Annotated in this window: 15 protein-coding genes and 3 tRNA genes; 12 read left to right on the forward strand and 6 right to left on the reverse strand. The window is 55.6% G+C overall.

Annotated features, from left to right (window positions below; translation table 11 throughout):
• Positions 1–333 precede the first annotated feature (333 nt).
• From KGZ66_05865 to KGZ66_05905, 9 genes are all read left to right on the forward strand, one after another.
• Positions 334–409: transfer RNA gene (locus tag KGZ66_05865), tRNA-Arg, on the forward strand.
• Positions 410–534: 125 nt separating this feature from the next.
• Positions 535–611, forward strand: a tRNA-His gene (locus tag KGZ66_05870).
• A 6-nt stretch (positions 612–617) separates the two neighbouring features.
• Positions 618–694, forward strand: a tRNA-Arg gene (locus tag KGZ66_05875).
• 235 nt (positions 695–929) lie between these two features.
• The gene (gene tig, locus KGZ66_05880; protein ID MBS3985112.1) at positions 930–2,219 is read left to right on the forward strand and encodes a trigger factor; all 1,290 of its coding nucleotides are present in this window, start codon (positions 930–932) and stop codon (positions 2,217–2,219) included.
• Positions 2,220–2,233: 14 nt separating this feature from the next.
• On the forward strand, positions 2,234–2,821 hold the full coding sequence (clpP, locus tag KGZ66_05885) for an ATP-dependent Clp endopeptidase proteolytic subunit ClpP (protein ID MBS3985113.1): 588 nt from the start codon (positions 2,234–2,236) through the stop codon (positions 2,819–2,821).
• A 25-nt stretch (positions 2,822–2,846) separates the two neighbouring features.
• Positions 2,847–4,109 carry an ATP-dependent Clp protease ATP-binding subunit ClpX gene (gene clpX, locus KGZ66_05890; GenBank protein MBS3985114.1) on the forward strand — a complete coding sequence of 421 codons (1,263 nt, stop codon included), beginning with the start codon at positions 2,847–2,849 and terminating at the stop codon, positions 4,107–4,109.
• A gap of 96 nt (positions 4,110–4,205) precedes the next feature.
• Positions 4,206–5,861: an ATP-dependent protease LonB gene (gene lonB / locus KGZ66_05895; protein ID MBS3985115.1), complete on the forward strand. Its 1,656-nt coding sequence runs from the start codon at positions 4,206–4,208 to the stop codon at positions 5,859–5,861.
• Positions 5,862–5,920: 59 nt separating this feature from the next.
• Complete coding sequence (gene lon / locus KGZ66_05900) at positions 5,921–8,248, forward strand: endopeptidase La (GenBank protein MBS3985116.1); 2,328 nt, start codon at positions 5,921–5,923, stop codon at positions 8,246–8,248.
• On the forward strand, positions 8,241–8,822 hold the full coding sequence (locus KGZ66_05905) for a YihA family ribosome biogenesis GTP-binding protein (GenBank protein ID MBS3985117.1): 582 nt from the start codon (positions 8,241–8,243) through the stop codon (positions 8,820–8,822). Before lon ends, KGZ66_05905 begins: the two co-directional genes overlap by 8 nt.
• Before the next feature lie 4 nt (positions 8,823–8,826).
• Here KGZ66_05905 and KGZ66_05910 read toward each other — a convergent pair whose 3' ends face one another.
• From KGZ66_05910 to KGZ66_05920, 3 genes are read right to left on the reverse strand one after another with little or no spacing between them, the layout of a single operon-like run.
• Positions 8,827–9,672: an ABC transporter permease gene (locus KGZ66_05910; GenBank protein MBS3985118.1), complete on the reverse strand. Its 846-nt coding sequence runs from the start codon at positions 9,670–9,672 to the stop codon at positions 8,827–8,829.
• Positions 9,650–10,432 (reverse strand): ABC transporter ATP-binding protein, encoded by a 783-nt coding sequence (locus KGZ66_05915; GenBank protein MBS3985119.1) that lies wholly within the window; start codon positions 10,430–10,432, stop codon positions 9,650–9,652. Before KGZ66_05915 ends, KGZ66_05910 begins: the two co-directional genes overlap by 23 nt.
• Before the next feature lie 3 nt (positions 10,433–10,435).
• Positions 10,436–11,440 (reverse strand): ABC transporter substrate-binding protein, encoded by a 1,005-nt coding sequence (locus KGZ66_05920; GenBank protein ID MBS3985120.1) that lies wholly within the window; start codon positions 11,438–11,440, stop codon positions 10,436–10,438.
• A gap of 143 nt (positions 11,441–11,583) precedes the next feature.
• Between KGZ66_05920 and KGZ66_05925 the strand changes: the two genes are divergently transcribed.
• From KGZ66_05925 to KGZ66_05935, 3 genes are all read left to right on the forward strand, one after another.
• Positions 11,584–12,966: a pyruvate carboxylase subunit B gene (locus KGZ66_05925; GenBank protein ID MBS3985121.1), complete on the forward strand. Its 1,383-nt coding sequence runs from the start codon at positions 11,584–11,586 to the stop codon at positions 12,964–12,966.
• A complete protein-coding gene (locus KGZ66_05930) occupies positions 12,966–14,414 on the forward strand; it encodes a hypothetical protein (protein ID MBS3985122.1) in 1,449 nt (482 codons plus the stop codon). Before KGZ66_05925 ends, KGZ66_05930 begins: the two co-directional genes overlap by 1 nt.
• 74 nt (positions 14,415–14,488) lie before the next feature.
• The gene (locus KGZ66_05935; protein ID MBS3985123.1) at positions 14,489–15,268 is read left to right on the forward strand and encodes a transposase; all 780 of its coding nucleotides are present in this window, start codon (positions 14,489–14,491) and stop codon (positions 15,266–15,268) included.
• Positions 15,269–15,375: 107 nt separating this feature from the next.
• On the opposite strand, the gene KGZ66_05940 is transcribed toward KGZ66_05935, so the two are convergent.
• From KGZ66_05940 to KGZ66_05950, 3 genes are all read right to left on the reverse strand, one after another.
• On the reverse strand, positions 15,376–16,245 hold the full coding sequence (locus KGZ66_05940; GenBank protein MBS3985124.1) for an ABC transporter permease subunit: 870 nt from the start codon (positions 16,243–16,245) through the stop codon (positions 15,376–15,378).
• Positions 16,236–17,153, reverse strand: a complete 918-nt coding sequence (locus KGZ66_05945; protein MBS3985125.1) for an ABC transporter ATP-binding protein — start codon at positions 17,151–17,153, stop codon at positions 16,236–16,238. Before KGZ66_05945 ends, KGZ66_05940 begins: the two co-directional genes overlap by 10 nt.
• Positions 17,153–18,284, reverse strand: a 1,132-nt coding sequence (locus KGZ66_05950) for a zf-HC2 domain-containing protein (protein MBS3985126.1), incomplete at its 5' end; no start/stop codon positions are given. The genes KGZ66_05945 and KGZ66_05950, both read right to left, overlap by 1 nt.

Here is an 18,284-nt window from a genome sequence, read left to right on the forward strand (position 1 = left end):
CTAGCGCTGGCCGTAATGCTGGCAATGGCCGTAGGACGAATAAGAGCAAATCAGCACGATAAAATGCGGAGCCTAGTGAAGGCAGCGTAGAGTTGCTGGTCTAATCGAATCAAAAACCTAGCATCAGCGCCAAGGGATGACTACGCCCTTATACAGGCCCAGATGTCATATTATGGATGTCTAGTGGCTAGCATGCCCGAAAAACCACGGCGTTGCCCCTGTTCCCTTTGTTGAACACAGCGGTTGGTTGAGAAAAAAGCTAGCAACGCAAAACGCTTTCTGAAATTTGCCATTGCTATTCTTCTGGCACATGGTAAAATATTAGATGCTAATGCGCCTGTAGCTCAGTGGATAGAGCAACTGCCTTCTAAGCAGTGGGCCGCAGGTTCGATCCCTGCCAGGCGCGCCATTGTGAGCTTTGAGCTTTGAGCTTTGAGAAATCATGAATCATGAATCGTGAATCATGAAGCCCAATTTCGACCCGTTGCACTCTGTCGACTCATTTGCTACAATACTGTTCGTTGCTTTTACACGGTGGATATAGCTCAGTTGGTTAGAGCACCAGATTGTGGCTCTGGGGGCCGTGGGTTCAAGTCCCATTATCCACCCCATATATTGCGCCCGTAGCTCAGCTGGATAGAGTAACGGACTACGAATCCGGTGGTCGCAAGTTCGAATCTTGCCGGGCGCGCCATTTCAAGAAGGGTGCCTAGTGCTCAGTGCCTAGTGCCCAGTGGAAGACGGGGCAGCTCCCAGTTCACCGCTCGCTCTCAAGCGACAAGGGACAAGCGACATGTGTCAAACTCTTGGTGGCTGGTGGCCAGCGGCTGGTAGCAAGTCGCTGGCGGCTGGCGGCTGTTTTTTATGCTATAATGTAGTTGTTCACTAATAAGTAAACAGTACTGAGTGCTGCAAGGAGGACTTTTGTTTTGAACATTGGTGTAGAGAAGCTTGACGACAACAAGATGCTTTTGGAGGTAACGGTCGCGGAGGCAGAGGTAGCAGCGGCCCTCGACGTTGCGTTTAAGAAAGTTGCCGCTAAGGCTAATGTGCCTGGATTCCGCCGCGGTAAAGTTCCCCGTCAAGTTTTCGAAGCGCGCTTCGGTGTGGAGAGCCTGTACGAAGAGGCCATTGACGATTTGCTGCCTAAAGCGTACAAGGCGGCGCTAGCTGAGGCTAAAGTCGAACCGCTAGACCGTCCGGAAGTCGATGTCGTGCAGTTCGCCAAGGGCCAAGAGGCTAAGTTGCGCTTTACCGTGGAACTTATGCCTGCATTTGACGTAGGGGAGTATAAGGGTGTTCAAGTTGCCAAGTCGGAAACAGCTGTCTCGGACGCAGCCCTCGACGCAGAGCTCAAGAAGCTGCAGGAGCGGCACGCGCGCTTAGTCGATGTGGCGCATAGCGAAGCCCAAATCGGGGACACGGTTACTATCGACTATTGCGGCTCAATCGACGGTGTAGAATTTGCAGGCGGAAAGGCAGAGCGCCAGAATCTTGTGCTTGGCTCCGGCTCCTTTATCCCGGGGTTTGAAGAGCAACTGATTGGTATGCAAAGAGACGAGTCGCGCGATATCCAGGTAGCCTTCCCGCCCGACTATCGTGCAGAACATCTAGCCGGAAAAGGAGCAGTCTTTGCGATTAAGCTCCACGAGATTAAGCGCAAGGAACTCCCCGCGTTAGACGACGATTTTGCCAAGGAAGTCTCAGATTTTGAGACACTGGTGGAGTTTACTGCTGACCTGCGCAACCGCTTGACTCAGGCCGCCGAGCGGAATGCCGAAACAAAGCTCGAGAATGAGGTAGTGGCTAAAGTAGTAGGCCAAACGTCGTTCGACGTACCTAAGGTGCTCACGGAACGTGAACTCGACTCTATGGTTGAGGACATGTCGCATAGTCTCGCTAAGAGTGGCATGGAACTACCGCAGTACTTGCAGCGCACCGGCATGAGTATGACTGAGCTTAGAGAAGGATGGCGCGAGTCGGCAATGCAGCGCGTTAAAACGCGCCTCGTGCTTGAGAAGATAAGCGATTTGGAGAACATATCAGTAAGCAAAGAGGAACTAGACGCTTACTTGCAGGCGATGGGCGCCTCTATGGGACGTAAAGTCGAGGAGCTGCGCAAGATGCTCATCGAGCGTGGGCAGATACCGGGTGTAATCGAGAGTCTGCGCACAAGCAAGACCGTGGATTTTCTCGTGCAACAAGCACAAGTTGAGTAAAGTGGGGTGTTACTATGGGGTTGATTCCATTTGTTGTTGAGCAAACTAGCCGCGGGGAGCGCAGCTACGACATTTTCTCGCGCCTGCTAAAGGAGCGCATTATCATTCTTGGGTCGGTAATCGACGACCATGTCGCTAATCTCATCGTAGCCCAGCTGCTGCATTTAGAGGGCGAAGATCCAAACAAGGACATCGACCTGTACATTAACAGCCCCGGCGGGCATATCGATGCCGGACTGGCTATCTATGACACCATGCAGTTTATCAGGTCTGACGTGCGCACCATCTGCATTGGTATGGCGGCAAGTATGGGCGCGGTGTTGTTAGCGGCCGGCGCGAAGGGTAAACGCATGGCCTTGCCGAATTCGCGCGTGATGATTCATCAGCCCCACGGCGGCGCACAAGGGCAAGCTATCGATATCGAGATTCAGGCGAGAGAAATACTGCGGATGCGGGAATCGCTAAAGAAGATCATTGCCACGCATACCGGCCAACCTAACGAGAAGGTCGCTAAGGACTTTGACCGCGATTTCTGGATGACAGCCGAGCAGGCTAAGGAGTACGGAATCGTGGACGAAATCTTGGTGAAGCGCAAGAAGTAGTCATTCCGGTTCTAGGAGGTGCAACATGGCCAAGTTTGATGAGCGAAATTCCGTTAAGTGCTCATTTTGCGGCAAGACACAGGAGCAGGTCAAGAAACTTATCGCGGGTCCGGGAGTTTACATCTGCGATGAGTGTGTTGAGCTGTGCATGGAAATCGTAGAGGAAGAGTCCCATCATGAACAGGAGGGGGAATTGAAAGAGATTCCCAAGCCTGCGGAGATTAAGACCTTTCTTGACCAATGGGTAATCGGCCAAGATGATGCCAAGCGCATTTTAGCGGTAGCAGTATACAACCACTACAAGCGCATCTACTCCGGCAATAAGAACGACGAAGTGGAGCTCACCAAGAGCAACATCGCGCTGATAGGCCCGACCGGCGTCGGAAAAACTTTGCTCGCACAAAGTTTGGCCAAGCTGCTAAACGTGCCGTTCGCCATCGCCGATGCTACCTCACTGACGGAAGCAGGCTATGTCGGCGAAGACGTAGAGAACATCTTGCTTAAGCTTATCCAGAATGCCGACTTCGACATTGAGAAGGCCGAGAGAGGCATCGTCTATATCGACGAGGTGGACAAAATTGCCCGCAAGTCCGACAACCCCTCTATTACCAGAGACGTCTCGGGCGAAGGCGTACAACAGGCCTTGCTTAAGATTCTCGAAGGTACCGTAGCGAGCGTGCCGCCGCAGGGTGGACGCAAGCACCCCCACCAAGAGTTTCTGCAGATTGACACCACCAATATTTTGTTTATCTGCGGCGGAGCCTTTGACGGCCTTGAGAAGCTTATCCAAACTCGTACCGGGAAAAAGGCCATGGGCTTCGGCGCCGAAGTTAAGGCGCGCTCTGAGACGCCAATCGGCGAGCTCTTGCGGCAAGTGTTGCCGGCGGACTTGCTTAAGTACGGCCTCATCCCGGAGTTCGTCGGACGTATTCCGGTCATTGCCACACTTGACCAACTAGACGAGGATGCTCTGGTGCGAGTGCTAACTGAACCCAAAAACGCGCTTACTAAGCAGTACACCAAGCTTTTGGAGTACGACGGGGTAGCGCTAGAGTTTAAGGACGAGGCGCTCCGCGCTATTGCCCGCGAAGCCATCAAGCGCAATACCGGCGCACGTGGCCTCAGAGCAATTATGGAGAAGATTATGCTCGATGTGATGTACGATGCGCCCTCGCGCACAGACATCAAGAAGTGCGTGGTAACCGAAGAAGTTGTGCTCAAGAACGAGCCGCCTATTCTCTTAACAGAAGGCGTCAGGTCGCGCAAGAAGAAGGAAATCACGGCTTAAGACCAGATATGAGACAGCTCACCTCTTACGAGAGTCGAGCTGTCTCTTTGTTTTTTTCCCTCGCTCAAGGCGCAGACTAACTATGAGGTGAGGTCAGTGAGCTTTGGCGGGCTGTTTTACGGCATCCAGATTGTTTTTGCGGTGGTGATTGGTCTTTACTTCCTCAACCTGTTGCGCTCGCAGCAGGGAACGCGCATTGCCGTAGACAGAGAGTCGCGTAAGGAGACGGAAAAACTCGCTAAGCTGCGGGAGATTTCCCTTACGGAGCCGCTCGCCGAACGCACTCGGCCAAGCACGTTTGACGAGATAATCGGGCAGCAGGACGGCATTAAGGCGCTGCGGGCCGCACTGTGCGGCTGTAACCCGCAACACGTAATCCTGTATGGCCCACCTGGGGTCGGGAAGACGGCCGCGGCACGACTAGTGCTGGAAGAAGCCAAGCGAACGCCGGGCTCGCCGTTTGGCCGTGACGCAAAATTCGTGGAGCTAGACGCAACAACCGCGCGCTTTGATGAGCGTGGCATCGCCGACCCCCTTATCGGCTCTGTGCACGACCCCATCTACCAAGGAGCAGGCCCACTAGGCATGGCGGGGATTCCTCAGCCTAAGCCGGGGGCTGTTACCCGAGCGCACGGCGGCGTGCTGTTTATCGACGAAATCGGCGAGCTCCATCCTACGCAAATGAACAAGTTACTTAAGGTGCTGGAAGACAGGAAAGTCTTTCTGGAGAGTGCCTATTATTCGGCCGAAGACGCCAACGTGCCAAAACACATCCACGACATCTTTGCGAATGGGCTGCCGGCTGACTTTCGTCTCGTCGGAGCGACAACCCGCTCGCCCGAACATATTCCCCCCGCCATCAGGTCCCGTTGCCTAGAGATATATTTCCGGCCGCTCCGCGCCAGGCAGCTCCTGACGATAGCCGCCAATGCCGCACTGCGCGTCGGCATTGAACTAGACGGCAAAGCGAACGAACTGCTTGCGAAGTACGCCCATAACGGGCGTGAGGCCGTGAACATTATTCAGATTGCGGCCGGCGTGGCTTTTGGTGAGGGAAGGAAGTCGCTCTGCGTGGAAGACATTGAATGGGTCGTAAACTCCACCCACTGCACGCCGCGCTATGATCCTAAGATTCCTGCCGCACCGGCCGTAGGGGTAGTAAATGGCCTAGCAGTATATGGGCCTGCGTTAGGTACGCTGTTGGAGTTAGAGGTAGCGGCGGCTCCTACATCTACACGCGGTTCGATTAAGGTTACGGGCATTGCCGAAGAAGAAGAGATAAGCTCATCGAATCACATGATTAGGCGACGCAGCATGGTGTCAAACTCAGTCGATACCGTGCTGACCGTGCTCGGGCGCCTGCTAGACGAGGATCCGCATAAGTATGACCTGCACATTAACTTCCCCGGCGGCACACCGGTTGACGGCCCTTCCGCCGGTGTAGCTATGGCTGTGGGGTCCTATTCAGCTATTAAGAGATTGGCGGTAGATAACTTTGTGGCGATGACCGGCGAAGTATCGGTGCGGGGCGTAGTCAAACCGGTAGGCGGGGTAGCGGCAAAACTAGAGGCAGCGGCACTTGCGGGCGTGAAGAAAGCGCTTATTCCGGCCGAAAACTGGCAGGAGAGCTTTGGTAGCATCAGCAATCTAGAGGTCGTGCCGATTGGGCATGTGCGCGAGGCAATTGCCCACGCCATTGTGCCCGACACCTGTCAGTGCTCTAGCGAGGGAGGGCAATGTCGCGTATACTAGAGTTGCCGCAGAATGGTAGGCTTAGCCGCGGCGCGAAGTCCAAGGAGGCGTGTTAGTTAGTGGACAAACAATATGCAGAATATCCCTTGCTCCCGTTACGGGGTTATCTTGTCTTTCCTACGAGCGTCATCAACCTCGATGTCGGGCGCAGCCGGTCGATTGATGCCGTTAACGCTGCCGTGCGCAATGAAAGCGAAATCTTTCTGGCCACGCAGCTAGACATTAATGTGGAAGAACCGAGCCTAGCGGACCTCCACCTCATTGGCACAATCGCAACCATCAAGCAGGTAATTACTCTGCCGGGTGGTACCGTGCGGGTTCTGGTGGAAGGTCAGACGCGAGCACAGGTCGAAGGCATTGTACAGCACGAGCCCTATGTATCTGTCGGCGTGCGGGTATTGCCCGACCAGGATACGCCCTCGGTCTATGTAGAAGCCCTTATGCGCAGGGCCCTAGGCAGCTTCGAGCAGTACGTAAAATCCGGCAAGAAAATCTCGCCGGAAATCTTTGTGACCGTCAGTGTCATAGACAAGCCCGGGCAGCTCGCAGACACCATCGCGACGCATCTCAACCTCAACATTGAGGATCGCCAGAAGCTGCTCGCCGCAGTAGACGTTACCGAGCGGCTAGAACTGCTCGGTGAAGTCCTAGCGCGCGAAATAGAAATACTCGACATCGAAAAGCGGCTAAACAGCCGAGTGCGCAAGCAAATGGAAAAGAACCAGCGCGAGTATTACCTGCGGGAGCAGATGAAGGCCATCCAAAAGGAATTAGGCCAAAAGGACGACCGCGGCAGTGAAGCTGAGGAACTGCGCGACAAAGTGGAGGAACTAAAACTACCCGCCGAAGTAGCAGAACGCTGCCACAAGGAAATTGACCGCTTGGAGCGCATGCCGCCGGGTGTGGCCGAGGCGGTAGTAGTGCGCAACTACCTCGATTGGGTCCTGGCACTGCCGTGGAGCAGCTTGTCCGCCGACACGTTGGATATTAAGCGGGCGGAGGAAATACTTGACGAGGACCACTACGGGCTAGAGAAGGTTAAGTCCCGCATTGTCGAATACTTAGCCGTGCGCCATCTGACAAACCAACTTAAGGGGCCGATCTTGTGCCTAGTCGGGCCTCCCGGTGTAGGCAAAACCTCGTTGGCACGTTCAGTGGCGCGCGCACTTGGACGGAATTTCGTGCGCATGTCACTCGGTGGCGTGCGGGACGAGGCCGAGATTCGCGGCCATCGCCGCACCTATGTCGGCGCCATGCCCGGGAGAATAATTCAGGTGTTGCGTCAGGCCAAGACGCGCAACCCCTTGTTTTTGCTCGACGAAGTAGACAAAATGAGCATGGATTTTCGCGGCGACCCCTCGGCAGCACTGCTAGAGGTGCTCGACCCCGAGCAGAACAACACCTTTGCCGACCACTACATCGAGCTTCCCTTTGACTTATCGCAAGTGTTGTTTCTCACCACCGCCAATTCCCGGTACGGCATTCCGCGCCCACTCCTCGACCGCATGGAGATTATCACTATTTCCGGCTACACAGAAGAAGAAAAGCTAAAGATAGCCAATCGCCACCTAGTGCCAAAGGCCATTAGTTCACATGGGCTAAAGCGTGAACAACTTACCTTTGGCGAGCAGGGGCTACGTAAAATCATCAATGAGTATACACGCGAAGCAGGAGTGCGCAGTCTTGAGCGCGAAATCTCCGCCATATGCCGCAAGGTGGCCAAAGAAGTCGTCGCGGGTAGAACGCGCACTTTTGCCATTTCCGTGCAGAATGTGCCTAGCTTCTTAGGCGTGCCGCGCTATCGCTTTAATGCCTCTGAGCAACGGGATGAAGTTGGCATATCGACGGGTCTCGTCTGGACGGAAACAGGAGGGGATACGGCGACGATTGAAGTAACCGTCATGCAGGGCAAAGGCAACCTTATTTTGACCGGGCAGCTAGGAGAGGTTATGCGCGAATCTGCGCAGGCAGCCTACAGCTACGTGCGATCGCGGGCAGGTGAACTAGGCATTGATGCCGAGTTCTACCAAAACTGCGACATTCACGTACACGTCCCCGAAGGGGCTATCCCCAAAGACGGGCCCTCAGCCGGGATTACGCTGGCTACAGCCCTAGCTTCGGCGCTGTCTAAGCGGGCGGTAAGGAAGGATGTCGCCATGACGGGTGAGATTACCCTCAGGGGAAGGATTTTGCCTATCGGCGGGCTCAAGGAAAAGCTCTTGGCCGCCCACCGCTCCGGCGTCAAAACAGTCATCGTGCCCAAGGACAATAAGCGCGACCTTGAGGAAGTGCCGCGCAACATCTTGCGACGCCTAAACGTCAAACTAGTCGAAGATATGTCGGAAGTGTTGGAGACAGCATTCAGCCCGGGAGAGCAGCATGTTTAAGGTGCAGTCGGCTGAGTTAGTGACCTCGGCTTTAGAGCTTGGCCAAATGCCTGCGGGTGCCTTGCCGGAGGTTGCGCTTATCGGCCGCAGCAACGTGGGGAAATCTTCACTCATCAACTCCTTACTCTCGCGCCGGGCTTTAGCCCGCACTTCTAGTCAACCAGGGAAGACTAGGCTGATGAACTTTTATCTCATCAATGAACGCCTCTACCTCGTTGACGTTCCCGGCTACGGTTACGCCAAGTTTAGTCAGGCAGAGCGCGCGGCAACTCGGCAGCGCCTACAGAACTATCTGCAGAAGCGCTTTCAGTTAAAGCTCGTTCTCCAGTTAGTAGACGTCCGTCATGCTCCGTCGGCTGACGACTGTGCGTTCCACGCTCTGGTGAAGAACGCCGGCATTCCTGTTAAGGTTGTGGCCACCAAGGCAGACAAAGTGTTGCGTTCACGGCTAACGCAGCATCTAAAGGTCATTGGAGAGGTCTTGGGGCTTGCACCGGAGGAGCTTCTGGTCACTTCCTCGCAGGGCAAAAGCGGTATAGACTTGCTTTGGTCACACGTAGTGGCGTACTTTTAGCGCGTCACTCTATTTGGTGCTTCGCCCTTACCTTTTGCTCTAAGATGGCTACGGCCTGGTACATCACTGTGGCGGCCACGGCGAGAAGAAAGACACTGGTCATCACCAGGTGCATGTTTAGTACCTGACCGCCGTAGATGGCGAGGTAGCCAAGGCCCGCACGCGATACCAGAAACTCTCCCACGATCACGCCCACCCAGGAGAGGCCGACGTTTACCTTTAGCGCGGAAACAATCGTCGGCAGGCTCCCCGGCAACGCAATCAGCGCAAAAGTTTGCCATTTGGTCGCGCCAAACGAGCGGGCCAGCTTTAGCTTCTGCGGGTCGACGGACAGGAAGCCACCGTGTACGACAATAATGGTGGTAATGAGAGAAATAGCGAGTGCCATAACGATAATGGTGACGTATCCGGTACCGAACCAAATTATAAACAGCGGGCCGAGCACGATTTTTGGCAAGCTGTTCAGCACGATTAGGTACGGGTCGGCTATGGCAAAGAGGGATGGCCACCACCACAGGAGTGCTGCACTGACCGTTCCGATAAGTGTGCCGCTGACAAAGCCGACGATAGTCTCAAGTGTAGTTGCCCCCAAGTGCCAGTAGAGGGAGCCGTCCGCGTGCAGTAAGAGGACAGTCTGCCATACCCTAGAAGGGCTGCTGATGAGAAACACGTCCATTAGTCGGTAATGAGCTACCGCTTCCCAGAGCCCTAGGAACCCCAGTAGCAAAGCAACTTGTATCAGTCGAACCAGCACCCGTTCTGCGAACATGTCGGCGAGGTAGGCAGCATGCCCGGGAGTTTGGGCCTCGCCGCTTTGGAGATAGTATTTACGCAAGCCTAGCCTTAACACTTTGCTCCATCTCCCCCCATATGCGGGCAAAATACTCCCTGAACTCCGGTGCCTGTCGGCGCTGCATGGGGCAGTGGCCGGCACCGGATAGTACTACGGGCAGGTCTGCCTTTACGCTGCCCGGCCTGTTTGTGAGGACAATGACGCGGTCGCAGAGGGCAATTGCTTCGGGGATATCGTGGGTGACAAGCACGCAGGTAATGCCAGCCTGACGCAGGATAGCGCTGACATCGGCTTGTAGGCTAAGGCGTGAAGTGTAGTCTAAAGCCGAGAATGGTTCATCCAAAAGGCACACGGACGGCCCTGCCGCTAAAGTGCGGATTAACGCTACCCGCTGTCGCATCCCTCCGGACAGCTGACGTGGATACAAGTGACGAAAGTCCGACAAGCCGTACTCTACCAAGAGCTCATTAGTGCGCGCGCGACTAGCTGGGGTTAGCTTGCGCATAATCTCTAGCCCAAGCAGCGCGTTGTCTAGGACGCTCCGCCATTCCAGGAGGCAGTCCTGCTGCAGCATGTAGGCTGAAGTACCGTCGGAACCCACTACCTTCTTGCCAAAAATCGTGATCTCACCGGTCGTGGGCTTGACTAGGCCGGCCAAGAGCGACAGCAGCGTAGACTTGCCGCTGCCGCTTGGACCGACAATGCCGATAAACTCGCCTTCGGCGATGCTAAGACTAATGCCCTTTAAGGCCTCGGTCTCGCCGCTCTTGGTCATGTATGTGTGACCAACATCTACAAGGTCGATGGCGCGTGGCATCGCTTAGCGGCGCTCGTTGACAACGCGCTCAGCAATCTCGGTGTTGACGACGTCGGCAAAGGGAGCCTTAGAGCTCAGTTCTCCTGCGGCCAGCATAATGTTTTGTAGATGGTCAAATGCTTCGCGGGGAATAAGCGGGTTAGTCGCCCACACCCCTAGCTCCTTGTAGCGGGCGATGATTGCCGTCATGTCGGCGAGGGCCATATCCGGGAAGGAAGGTTGAATCGTTGCGGCAATCTCTGCGGCCGGAGTGGTTTGCACCCATCGCTGCGCGCGGTAAATGGCACGGGTAAAGCCTAAGATTACGTCCGGGTTCTCGCGCATGTAAGTTTTCGTGGCGTGGAAGGCGGTGTAGGGCAGTACGCCGCTGTACTTGCCCATCGCGGCAACAATGTATCCCGCGCCGGCATTGACAAGGCGGCTGGCAGCGGGCTCCCACAGCTGTACATAGTCTCCGGTGCCTTCGGCAAAAGCGGCGGCTGTAGCGCCAAGCCCGATGTTTTGAATGATTGTCACGTCCCCCTGTGGTGTCACGCCATGCTCATTAAGCACATACTCCAGCACCATCTGTGGTACGCCACCGCGACGACCACCGATAATGGTCCGACCGACTACATCTCGCCAAGTGAAGTCCGGGTCAGGTGTGCGCCCCACAAGGAAGGAACCGTCGCGTTGGCACAATAGCGCAAACGCGATAATGGGGTTTAGGGCTCCCTGTTGCCAAGTGTAGATGGCCGCCTCGCTGCCAAACAAGGCAACCTGGGCTGCCCCAGAGAGAAGTGCGGCCGCTCCCCGGTCAGCGCCTTGAGCTACTTCGAGCCGTACATTTAGCCCTTCCGCAAGGAAAAACCCCTTGTGCAAAGCGACATACTGGGGAGCATAGAAGATGGAGTGAATGACCTCAGATAGCACGATGTCGCGCACTTTGGTGCGCGGTCTGCACCCAAAACTCATTGCCGTTGCGGCTATCAGCGCAGCCATGGTCAACACAAGCAGTACTTTTCGCATAGCAAAGCCTCCTCAAAAGTGTGATGCACCATTCTATGCTTGAGACGGCAAGTGTGCTAAGAAACAAGTAAGAAACAAGCGCAAAAGGCTTGCAGAAGCGACCTGTATACAGTATTCTGAGTACAAAGGAAAATGAAGGAGCGATAGGATTGAAAGTACGTGTAATGGATACTACGTTGCGTGACGGGCAGCAGTGCTTAATGGCCACACGCATGAAGACGGCCGACATGCTGCCCATATGCGACGACTTAAACAAAATCGGCTTTCACACCATGGAAGTATGGGGTGGGGCTACGTTTGACAGCTGCCTGAGGTTTCTCAACGAAGACCCTTGGGAGCGCTTGCGTGCCTTGCGCCGCGCTTTGCCCGACACTAAGCTGCAGATGCTGCTTAGGGGGCAGAATGTGCTGGGGTACCGTCACTATGCCGACGACGTGGTGCGCGAATTTGTCCGCCTGGCGCTAAAAAACGGGATTGACGTCATCCGCATCTTTGACGCTCTAAACGACACGCGCAATCTGGCTGCCGCGATTCGCGCCGTCAAGGAGTTTGGCGGGCACGCCCAAGGTACGGTTGTGTATACTATAAGCCCGCTCCACAGCATCGAGCACTATGTAAATACGGCGCGTGAGATTGTAGAAATGGGCGTAGACTCGCTCTGCATTAAAGACATGGCCGGGCTTATCGCACCGCAAGATGCCTATGACCTAGTCAAGCGCCTAAAACAGGAATTTGGCCTGCCGCTTGATATTCACTCGCACTACAGCAGCGGCATGGCGGCCATGAGTTATCTAAAGGCAGTCGAGGCTGGCGTCGACGTGATTGACACGGCGCTGTCGCCGCTAGCCTTAGGCTCAAGCCAGCCCTGCACCGAAACTATGGTTGCGGCTTTACAGGGCACCCCCTATGATACGGGACTTGACCTCGGGGCGTTGTCTAAGGTAAGCGAGCGTTTAAAGAAACTCTTGGCCAGCTACCCTGAGATTAAAGGCTCGGCTTATACCGTAGATACAAACGTCATCTCGTACCAAATCCCCGGCGGCATGATTTCGAACTTCATCTCGCAGCTAGGGGATCAAGTGCACAAGTTGCCCGAGGTCTTAGCTGAAGTGCCGCGCGTGCGCGCTGACCTTGGCTTCCCGCCGCTGGTTACCCCAAGCAGCCAGATTGTCGGCACGCAGGCAGTGCTTAATGTTGTGGCAGGACAACGCTACAAGATGGTATCGAATGAAGTGAAAAACTACTTAGCCGGGCAGTACGGTCGCGTCCCCGGCCAAATTGACGAGGAATTCCGCAAGCGTATTATCGGGGATACTCCGGTAGTGTCGAGCCGCTTCGCGGACACGCTTGCGCCTGAGCTGCCGGCCGTGCGCAAAGAAGTAGCACCCCTTATGGAGCAAGACGAAGACGTGTTGTCATATGCGCTCTTCCCACAAGTCGCGCAGAAGTTCTTTAAAGACCGCTATGCCGCAAAATACGGTGTAGACTACGACCTCGCGGATAAGAAGGGCGGGTATCCGGTCTAGTGCTTTACCTCTACGCGCTGGCGGCGGCTGCCGCGTCGGTGGCTTTTGTTGTCTGGAGAATGCGTGCTCCCGCCGACTTACGGCTTAATCGGCGGTACTTAGGACGCTATCTGAAAGACAGCGACGGTAGAGGGCCAAGCCAGGTTAAGCTCACGCGCGTGCCGGCCTGGTTGCCGGCGGCGGAGCTTGACGAATTAGTGTACTACCACGTGCAGGCGCAGTTTGCGGACGGCAGCCAGCAGGAGGCGACCGTGCAGGTGCTCTATCCCCTAGAGTCCCTGCAGCGAGAGCGGGAGCAGAAGCAAAAGCCAAGCATGGCAGAAGATTTTAACCCGCTGCAGAATCCCGCGGGGCTTGGCGGGCAACGCACTCCCGCAGACGAGGCCAATAAGTTTAAAGAGGACCCTCTGTCGGAGCTCAGCGAAGAGCGCAGACTAATCGAGCAGAAGACGGCGCAGTTTGACCGCGAGGTCGCAGAGTTGCGGCGTATCAACAGTCAGAGCGACTTGTTCCCGCACCTTATTGCCTATGATCGAGCCAAGCACATTGCTGTGCTTGGCTCGGTAGGCGTGCGACGTTTAGATATGGGCATGAACGAAGGAAAGCGCGAGGAGTGCAAACAGCTTCTGCCTAGTTTCCTGGCAAGACTCGCGGCGTTCCATGCGCTAGGCGATGAGCTTGCGCTAAACCTCCCCGATAAGGGAGCTCACAGTGAGCAGATTATTCGCGGCCAAATTACGGAAGCCCTGCGCGCGCTTAGTTTAGGCGGGGTGCTGGCGACAACGCCGCCGCTCGCGGAGGTTATCGCGGCTACTAGTCCCATCTGGACAGCCGGTGCCGCTTACCTTGGCCCGCGACTCCCCGACGCCTCGCCGCGCGGCTTATTTGTGCATGGCGGTCAGGCGCGGCCGCTAAACTACGGCAGACTAAGGCGCGACATTACCTTGCTTGACGTAATCGAGCTGTTATGCGACCCGGCCATGCCGCTCTCACCCGAGGAGGAGCTTAGCTTAATTAAGCACTACCTAGCGGCAAGATTCCCCGGCGCGGCTCTGCAGGATGTAGCGCGCCAGGATGCTGGGGATGGCATGTGCCAGGATACAATGGATGCAGTTGGCCAGGATACAATGGATGCAGTTGGCCAGGATACAATGGATGCAGTTGGCCAGGATACAATGGCTGCAATGCGCCAAGATGCAGTGGACGCAGTGCGCCAGGATGCGGTGCTCTTAGAAACATTACGCTTGGCGATCTACTATCGACTTGTCTTAGCTAAGCATTTGGCGGAGTATTTCTCTGTCCTCAAGCGGTCTCCGCACGAGAAGCACGCCTCGCTCTCTATTCCTTACTGGACCGACGAGGCAGAGAGCCGCAACTTCGCCGCTCTACGCTTCTACCTGTCGCAAGACAGCAATCTCACCAGCCTCCTCCAGGCCCTGCCGCGTTGAACTAGAGAACAAAAGGGACGGTTCTTCTTGTTTTTTTGTTGATGAAACGGTATCATTGGCGTGAGGTGAGGATTATGCCAAGAATAGGACGTCAAGCAAGCAGCACCGGTTATTATCACGTTATGGTTCGCGGAATCAACAAGGAGTTTGTCTTTCAGAGCGATAGCGAGAGACGACTTCTGTTAGAGCTACTCTGTGAACAGCACGCTAAGGATAGTTTCGAGCTGGCGGCTTGGTGCATTATGAGCAACCATCTGCACGCCCTTGTTAAGGCTGAACTTGCGACGCTATCACGCGCGGTTAAGGTGATCAACCTGCGGTATGCGGCTAGGTACAATAGCATGCATCAGCGCGTGGGTCCTGTTTTTGGCGACCGGTACCGCAGTGAGGCTATCGAGGACGAGGCCTACTTGCTAGGAGCGCTCCGTTACATACACATGAATCCCGTGCAGGCAAACTTAGTGCAAGACCCGGCAGACTATAGATGGAGTAGCTACAAGGAATATACTGCGGACGCAGTTCACATAAGCGAAACACAGAAGGCGTTTGTGTTAGGACTACTCGGTGGAAGTGCGCGTAGATTCACGGAGTTTCACCGCCAAAGTGATCTCACCCTGTACCTCGAAACCGGCGAAGACCGCGAAAGCTATCGGTTAGCTGTCGCACACAAGGTCTTAGAGCAATTCTGTGCTCTGCATGGCATAGAAAGAGCCGAGCAGCTGAAGGGCGACCCAGAACGCTTCTCGGCCATCAGTCGGCAGTTGACACAAAATGTCGGCCTTACGTTACGCAAGGCCGCGGAAATGCTTGAGACTTCTCATACCAAGGTGTATCAGGCGTTGCAGGAGGACTAGCAGCTTACAAGCGGGCAGCTGATTTCCATGAAGAACCGTCCCTTTTGTTCCCGAGAAACTATTGCTCTCTTTTGTCCGTCGCGCCGCAGTGGACCGCCGACATTCCTTCACACATCGCGGCGATTAAAGATGCGTATCGCCAGCGTGAGCATAACAACAATGTATCCTGCTGTGTAGACCAGCATCCAGTCGCTCGGGGTCGAGTGACTGCCAAACGGGCCAAAGACATGGGCTGGGTTAAAGAAGACCATGTCAGGGGAGGTCCCCTGCAATAACAGGTGATTTACTACCGTTGCCACCACCCGCCGGTACACTGCGTCCGCAGGCAGTATGAGGCTCGTAATGACGCCGATATAGATGGCGGCGGTGCTACCTAGCATGGCCCCAATTTGTTCGATCATGCCCCCCATCACGGACAGCGCGTACAGGCCAAACGCCAAGACGCCATTGCTCAAGGTAGGGAGCCTTGTAGTCCCAAGCATAGTCACGGATAAAAGCACTAACGGCTTTAAGGCAAATAGGGCGAGCGCCACCCAACGACCCGGCAGGAGCAGACCTGTCTGCCAGTACACTAGGCCGACAAGCGCAAGAAAGAATAAAGCCGCATAAGTGACCAGCATAGCTGCCAAGCCGAAGTATTTCCCCAGCAGCAGGTCACGGCGGGTAAGGGGACGCGCCGCCAGCGGATAAAGCGTGCCGTTCTCTATTTCCCCGGCAATACTGCCTACCGCGGCAAGGATTGCCAAACCCGCGACCAAGAAGCTGGCGAGGTAAATCCCCATACTGAAGAGGACAAGTGGTTCTATAAGCTCAAAGACATCGGCGGCGGCCGGGTCGGCAATCCTAGCATTTGTCCCCACCATAAAGTGTAGGCCGATACCATACAGGGTGAGAAAGGCTAGGGTGAGAAGCGCAGCAACAAGAACGACTCGCTTGCGCAAAGCTTCCTTAAATGTAAAGACGGCCATCAACCACATGTCTTTTCGCCCTCCTGCACTAAACGGACAAAAACGTCCTCAAGGGAATTGTGGTGTGGCGTCACTTCGTAGATGCGGCAGCCATGTGCCGCGAGTTTGGCCACGACATCGGCGACTTCCTCGGGACTTGAGGTGCGCAACGTGAGTAAGTCCCCCTCTATTTGCAGGTCGGGGTACTTTGTCTGCAATTCCACAGCGAGCACTACAGGCAGGTCGCGCAGTTTTATGGCGACGGCGGTTGATGCGGCTTGCAGTTCATGCGGCTTGCCGTCGGCGACCACAATACCGTGATTGATGATCGACACACGGTCACAGACCTGCTCTACCTCGCTTAGGAGATGACTGTTCAAAAACACAGTTTTGCCGGCCGCTTTAAGCGAGAGGAGAATCTCTCGCACTTCGCGTCGTCCAAGCGGATCGAGCGCTGAGGTGGGCTCATCTAAAAACACCACGCGCGGGTCCCCTACTAACGCCGCGGCCAGCCCCAGCCGTTGCTGCATTCCCTTGCTGTAATTTGCAATGAGCTTTTCACCCTCTTTGGCCAGACCGACCAGCTCTAGGGCCGCTGATGCGCTGCGCTTAGCGGCCCTGTGGTCTAAGCCTGCGAGGTGCGCGTGGAAGTTGACGAGTTCTCGCCCCTTTAGCCAACCGTGCAAGCGAAAGTTCTCCGGCAGGAAGCCTATTTGCCGTCGACTCCGCACATCCTCCGGCGCGTATCCCGCAACCACGGCCTCCCCGGCGGTAGGGTAGACGAGGCCGACCAGCATTTTAACCAGGGTGCTTTTGCCGGCGCCGTTGGGGCCAAGGAACCCGAAAATCTGCCCCTCCTCCACGGAGAGGCAGATGTCTCGGCAAGCTACTTGTTGGCCGTAGACCTTGGTAAGATGCGTAACTTTAATAATCGCCACTACCTTATCTCCCCCGCGATGCTTAATGCCGCCTCTAGGGACAGACCGCTAATGGCCCTCCAGCTACCGCCCTCGCGCCACGCTAGGACGACAGTCCTGTCGACCTCATTCATGAAGTAGACGGCGGGGCTGCCGTTTACTGTAGTGTCTGTCCAGCTCATACCCGGTAATGCAGGGATGGGCAGGGTTTGCCGCCAGTCGTGGATATCGGCGAGTTGTCGGCGAAAGTTTTCCGGCAGGAAGGGCACCCGCACGAGCGCCTGGCGCAGATAGGCAATGTCGACCCCCGGCGGAGCTTCTATCGTCAGGTCGCGGGCAGCATAAATGGCGAACCCTTGCCCCGTGGGACCAAAGTATTGCGCCCGGATTACGGGTGGAATGTTAAAGATAACGGATTGCCCCGCTAAGGCTTGCGGCAGCACCACAGCGCTGTTGCGGCGCAAGTAGTTGTTAAGATTCTCGACATCGGGGGTAAAGGTGATAGTCGGGGCCTGCTCCACGATAATCTCGGTCCGCGTCTGACCGGCGAGCGTAGCGGGCAGATTAAGCTTAACGCCGCTTAACCCCTCGACTTGTGAGGGATCGGCTTCGACCCTCCAGTCGGCGGCGGTCGGAACAGTAACTTGCACGCGGCCGAAGTTCCTGATGTCGACGGTGCCACCCTCGCCGTGAAAGTTATCAAGTAGCTGCCCTAACTCCAGCATGTCCGCGGAAGTGATCTCGACGAGCTGTATCCTCTCCATGCGGAAAATGTTCAGAAACTGCGCGGCTAGAGAGCGGCCCGGCGGTGAACTTAAGATGAGCGCAAGCGCTAGGACCGCTGCGCTTACGCCGGTCAGCCATCTATACTTTTGCATCATGCTAATTAGCCTCCTCTGTTTGTTTTGGGATGCCTGACGATGGCGCAAGTAGCTCATGGGGATGACGTGCTCAGGGCGGCTTATAGCTGCGGTTGCTTGCATGTACGATGTTAAGGAAACCGCCGTGCAATTGGCAAGTTCTGCTAAACTACGCAGACGTTCACGGCATGCGGCACACTCCGCTAAGTGAGCCGCCACGTCTCCGGCCTGCTGCACGTCTAATTCGGCGTCAAGATAAGTTTGCAGAATCCCTTCTTCCAGACACATAATC

It is taken from the genome of Selenomonadales bacterium (assembly GCA_018335585.1).
Classification (GTDB): domain Bacteria; phylum Bacillota; class UBA994; order UBA994; family UBA994; genus UBA994.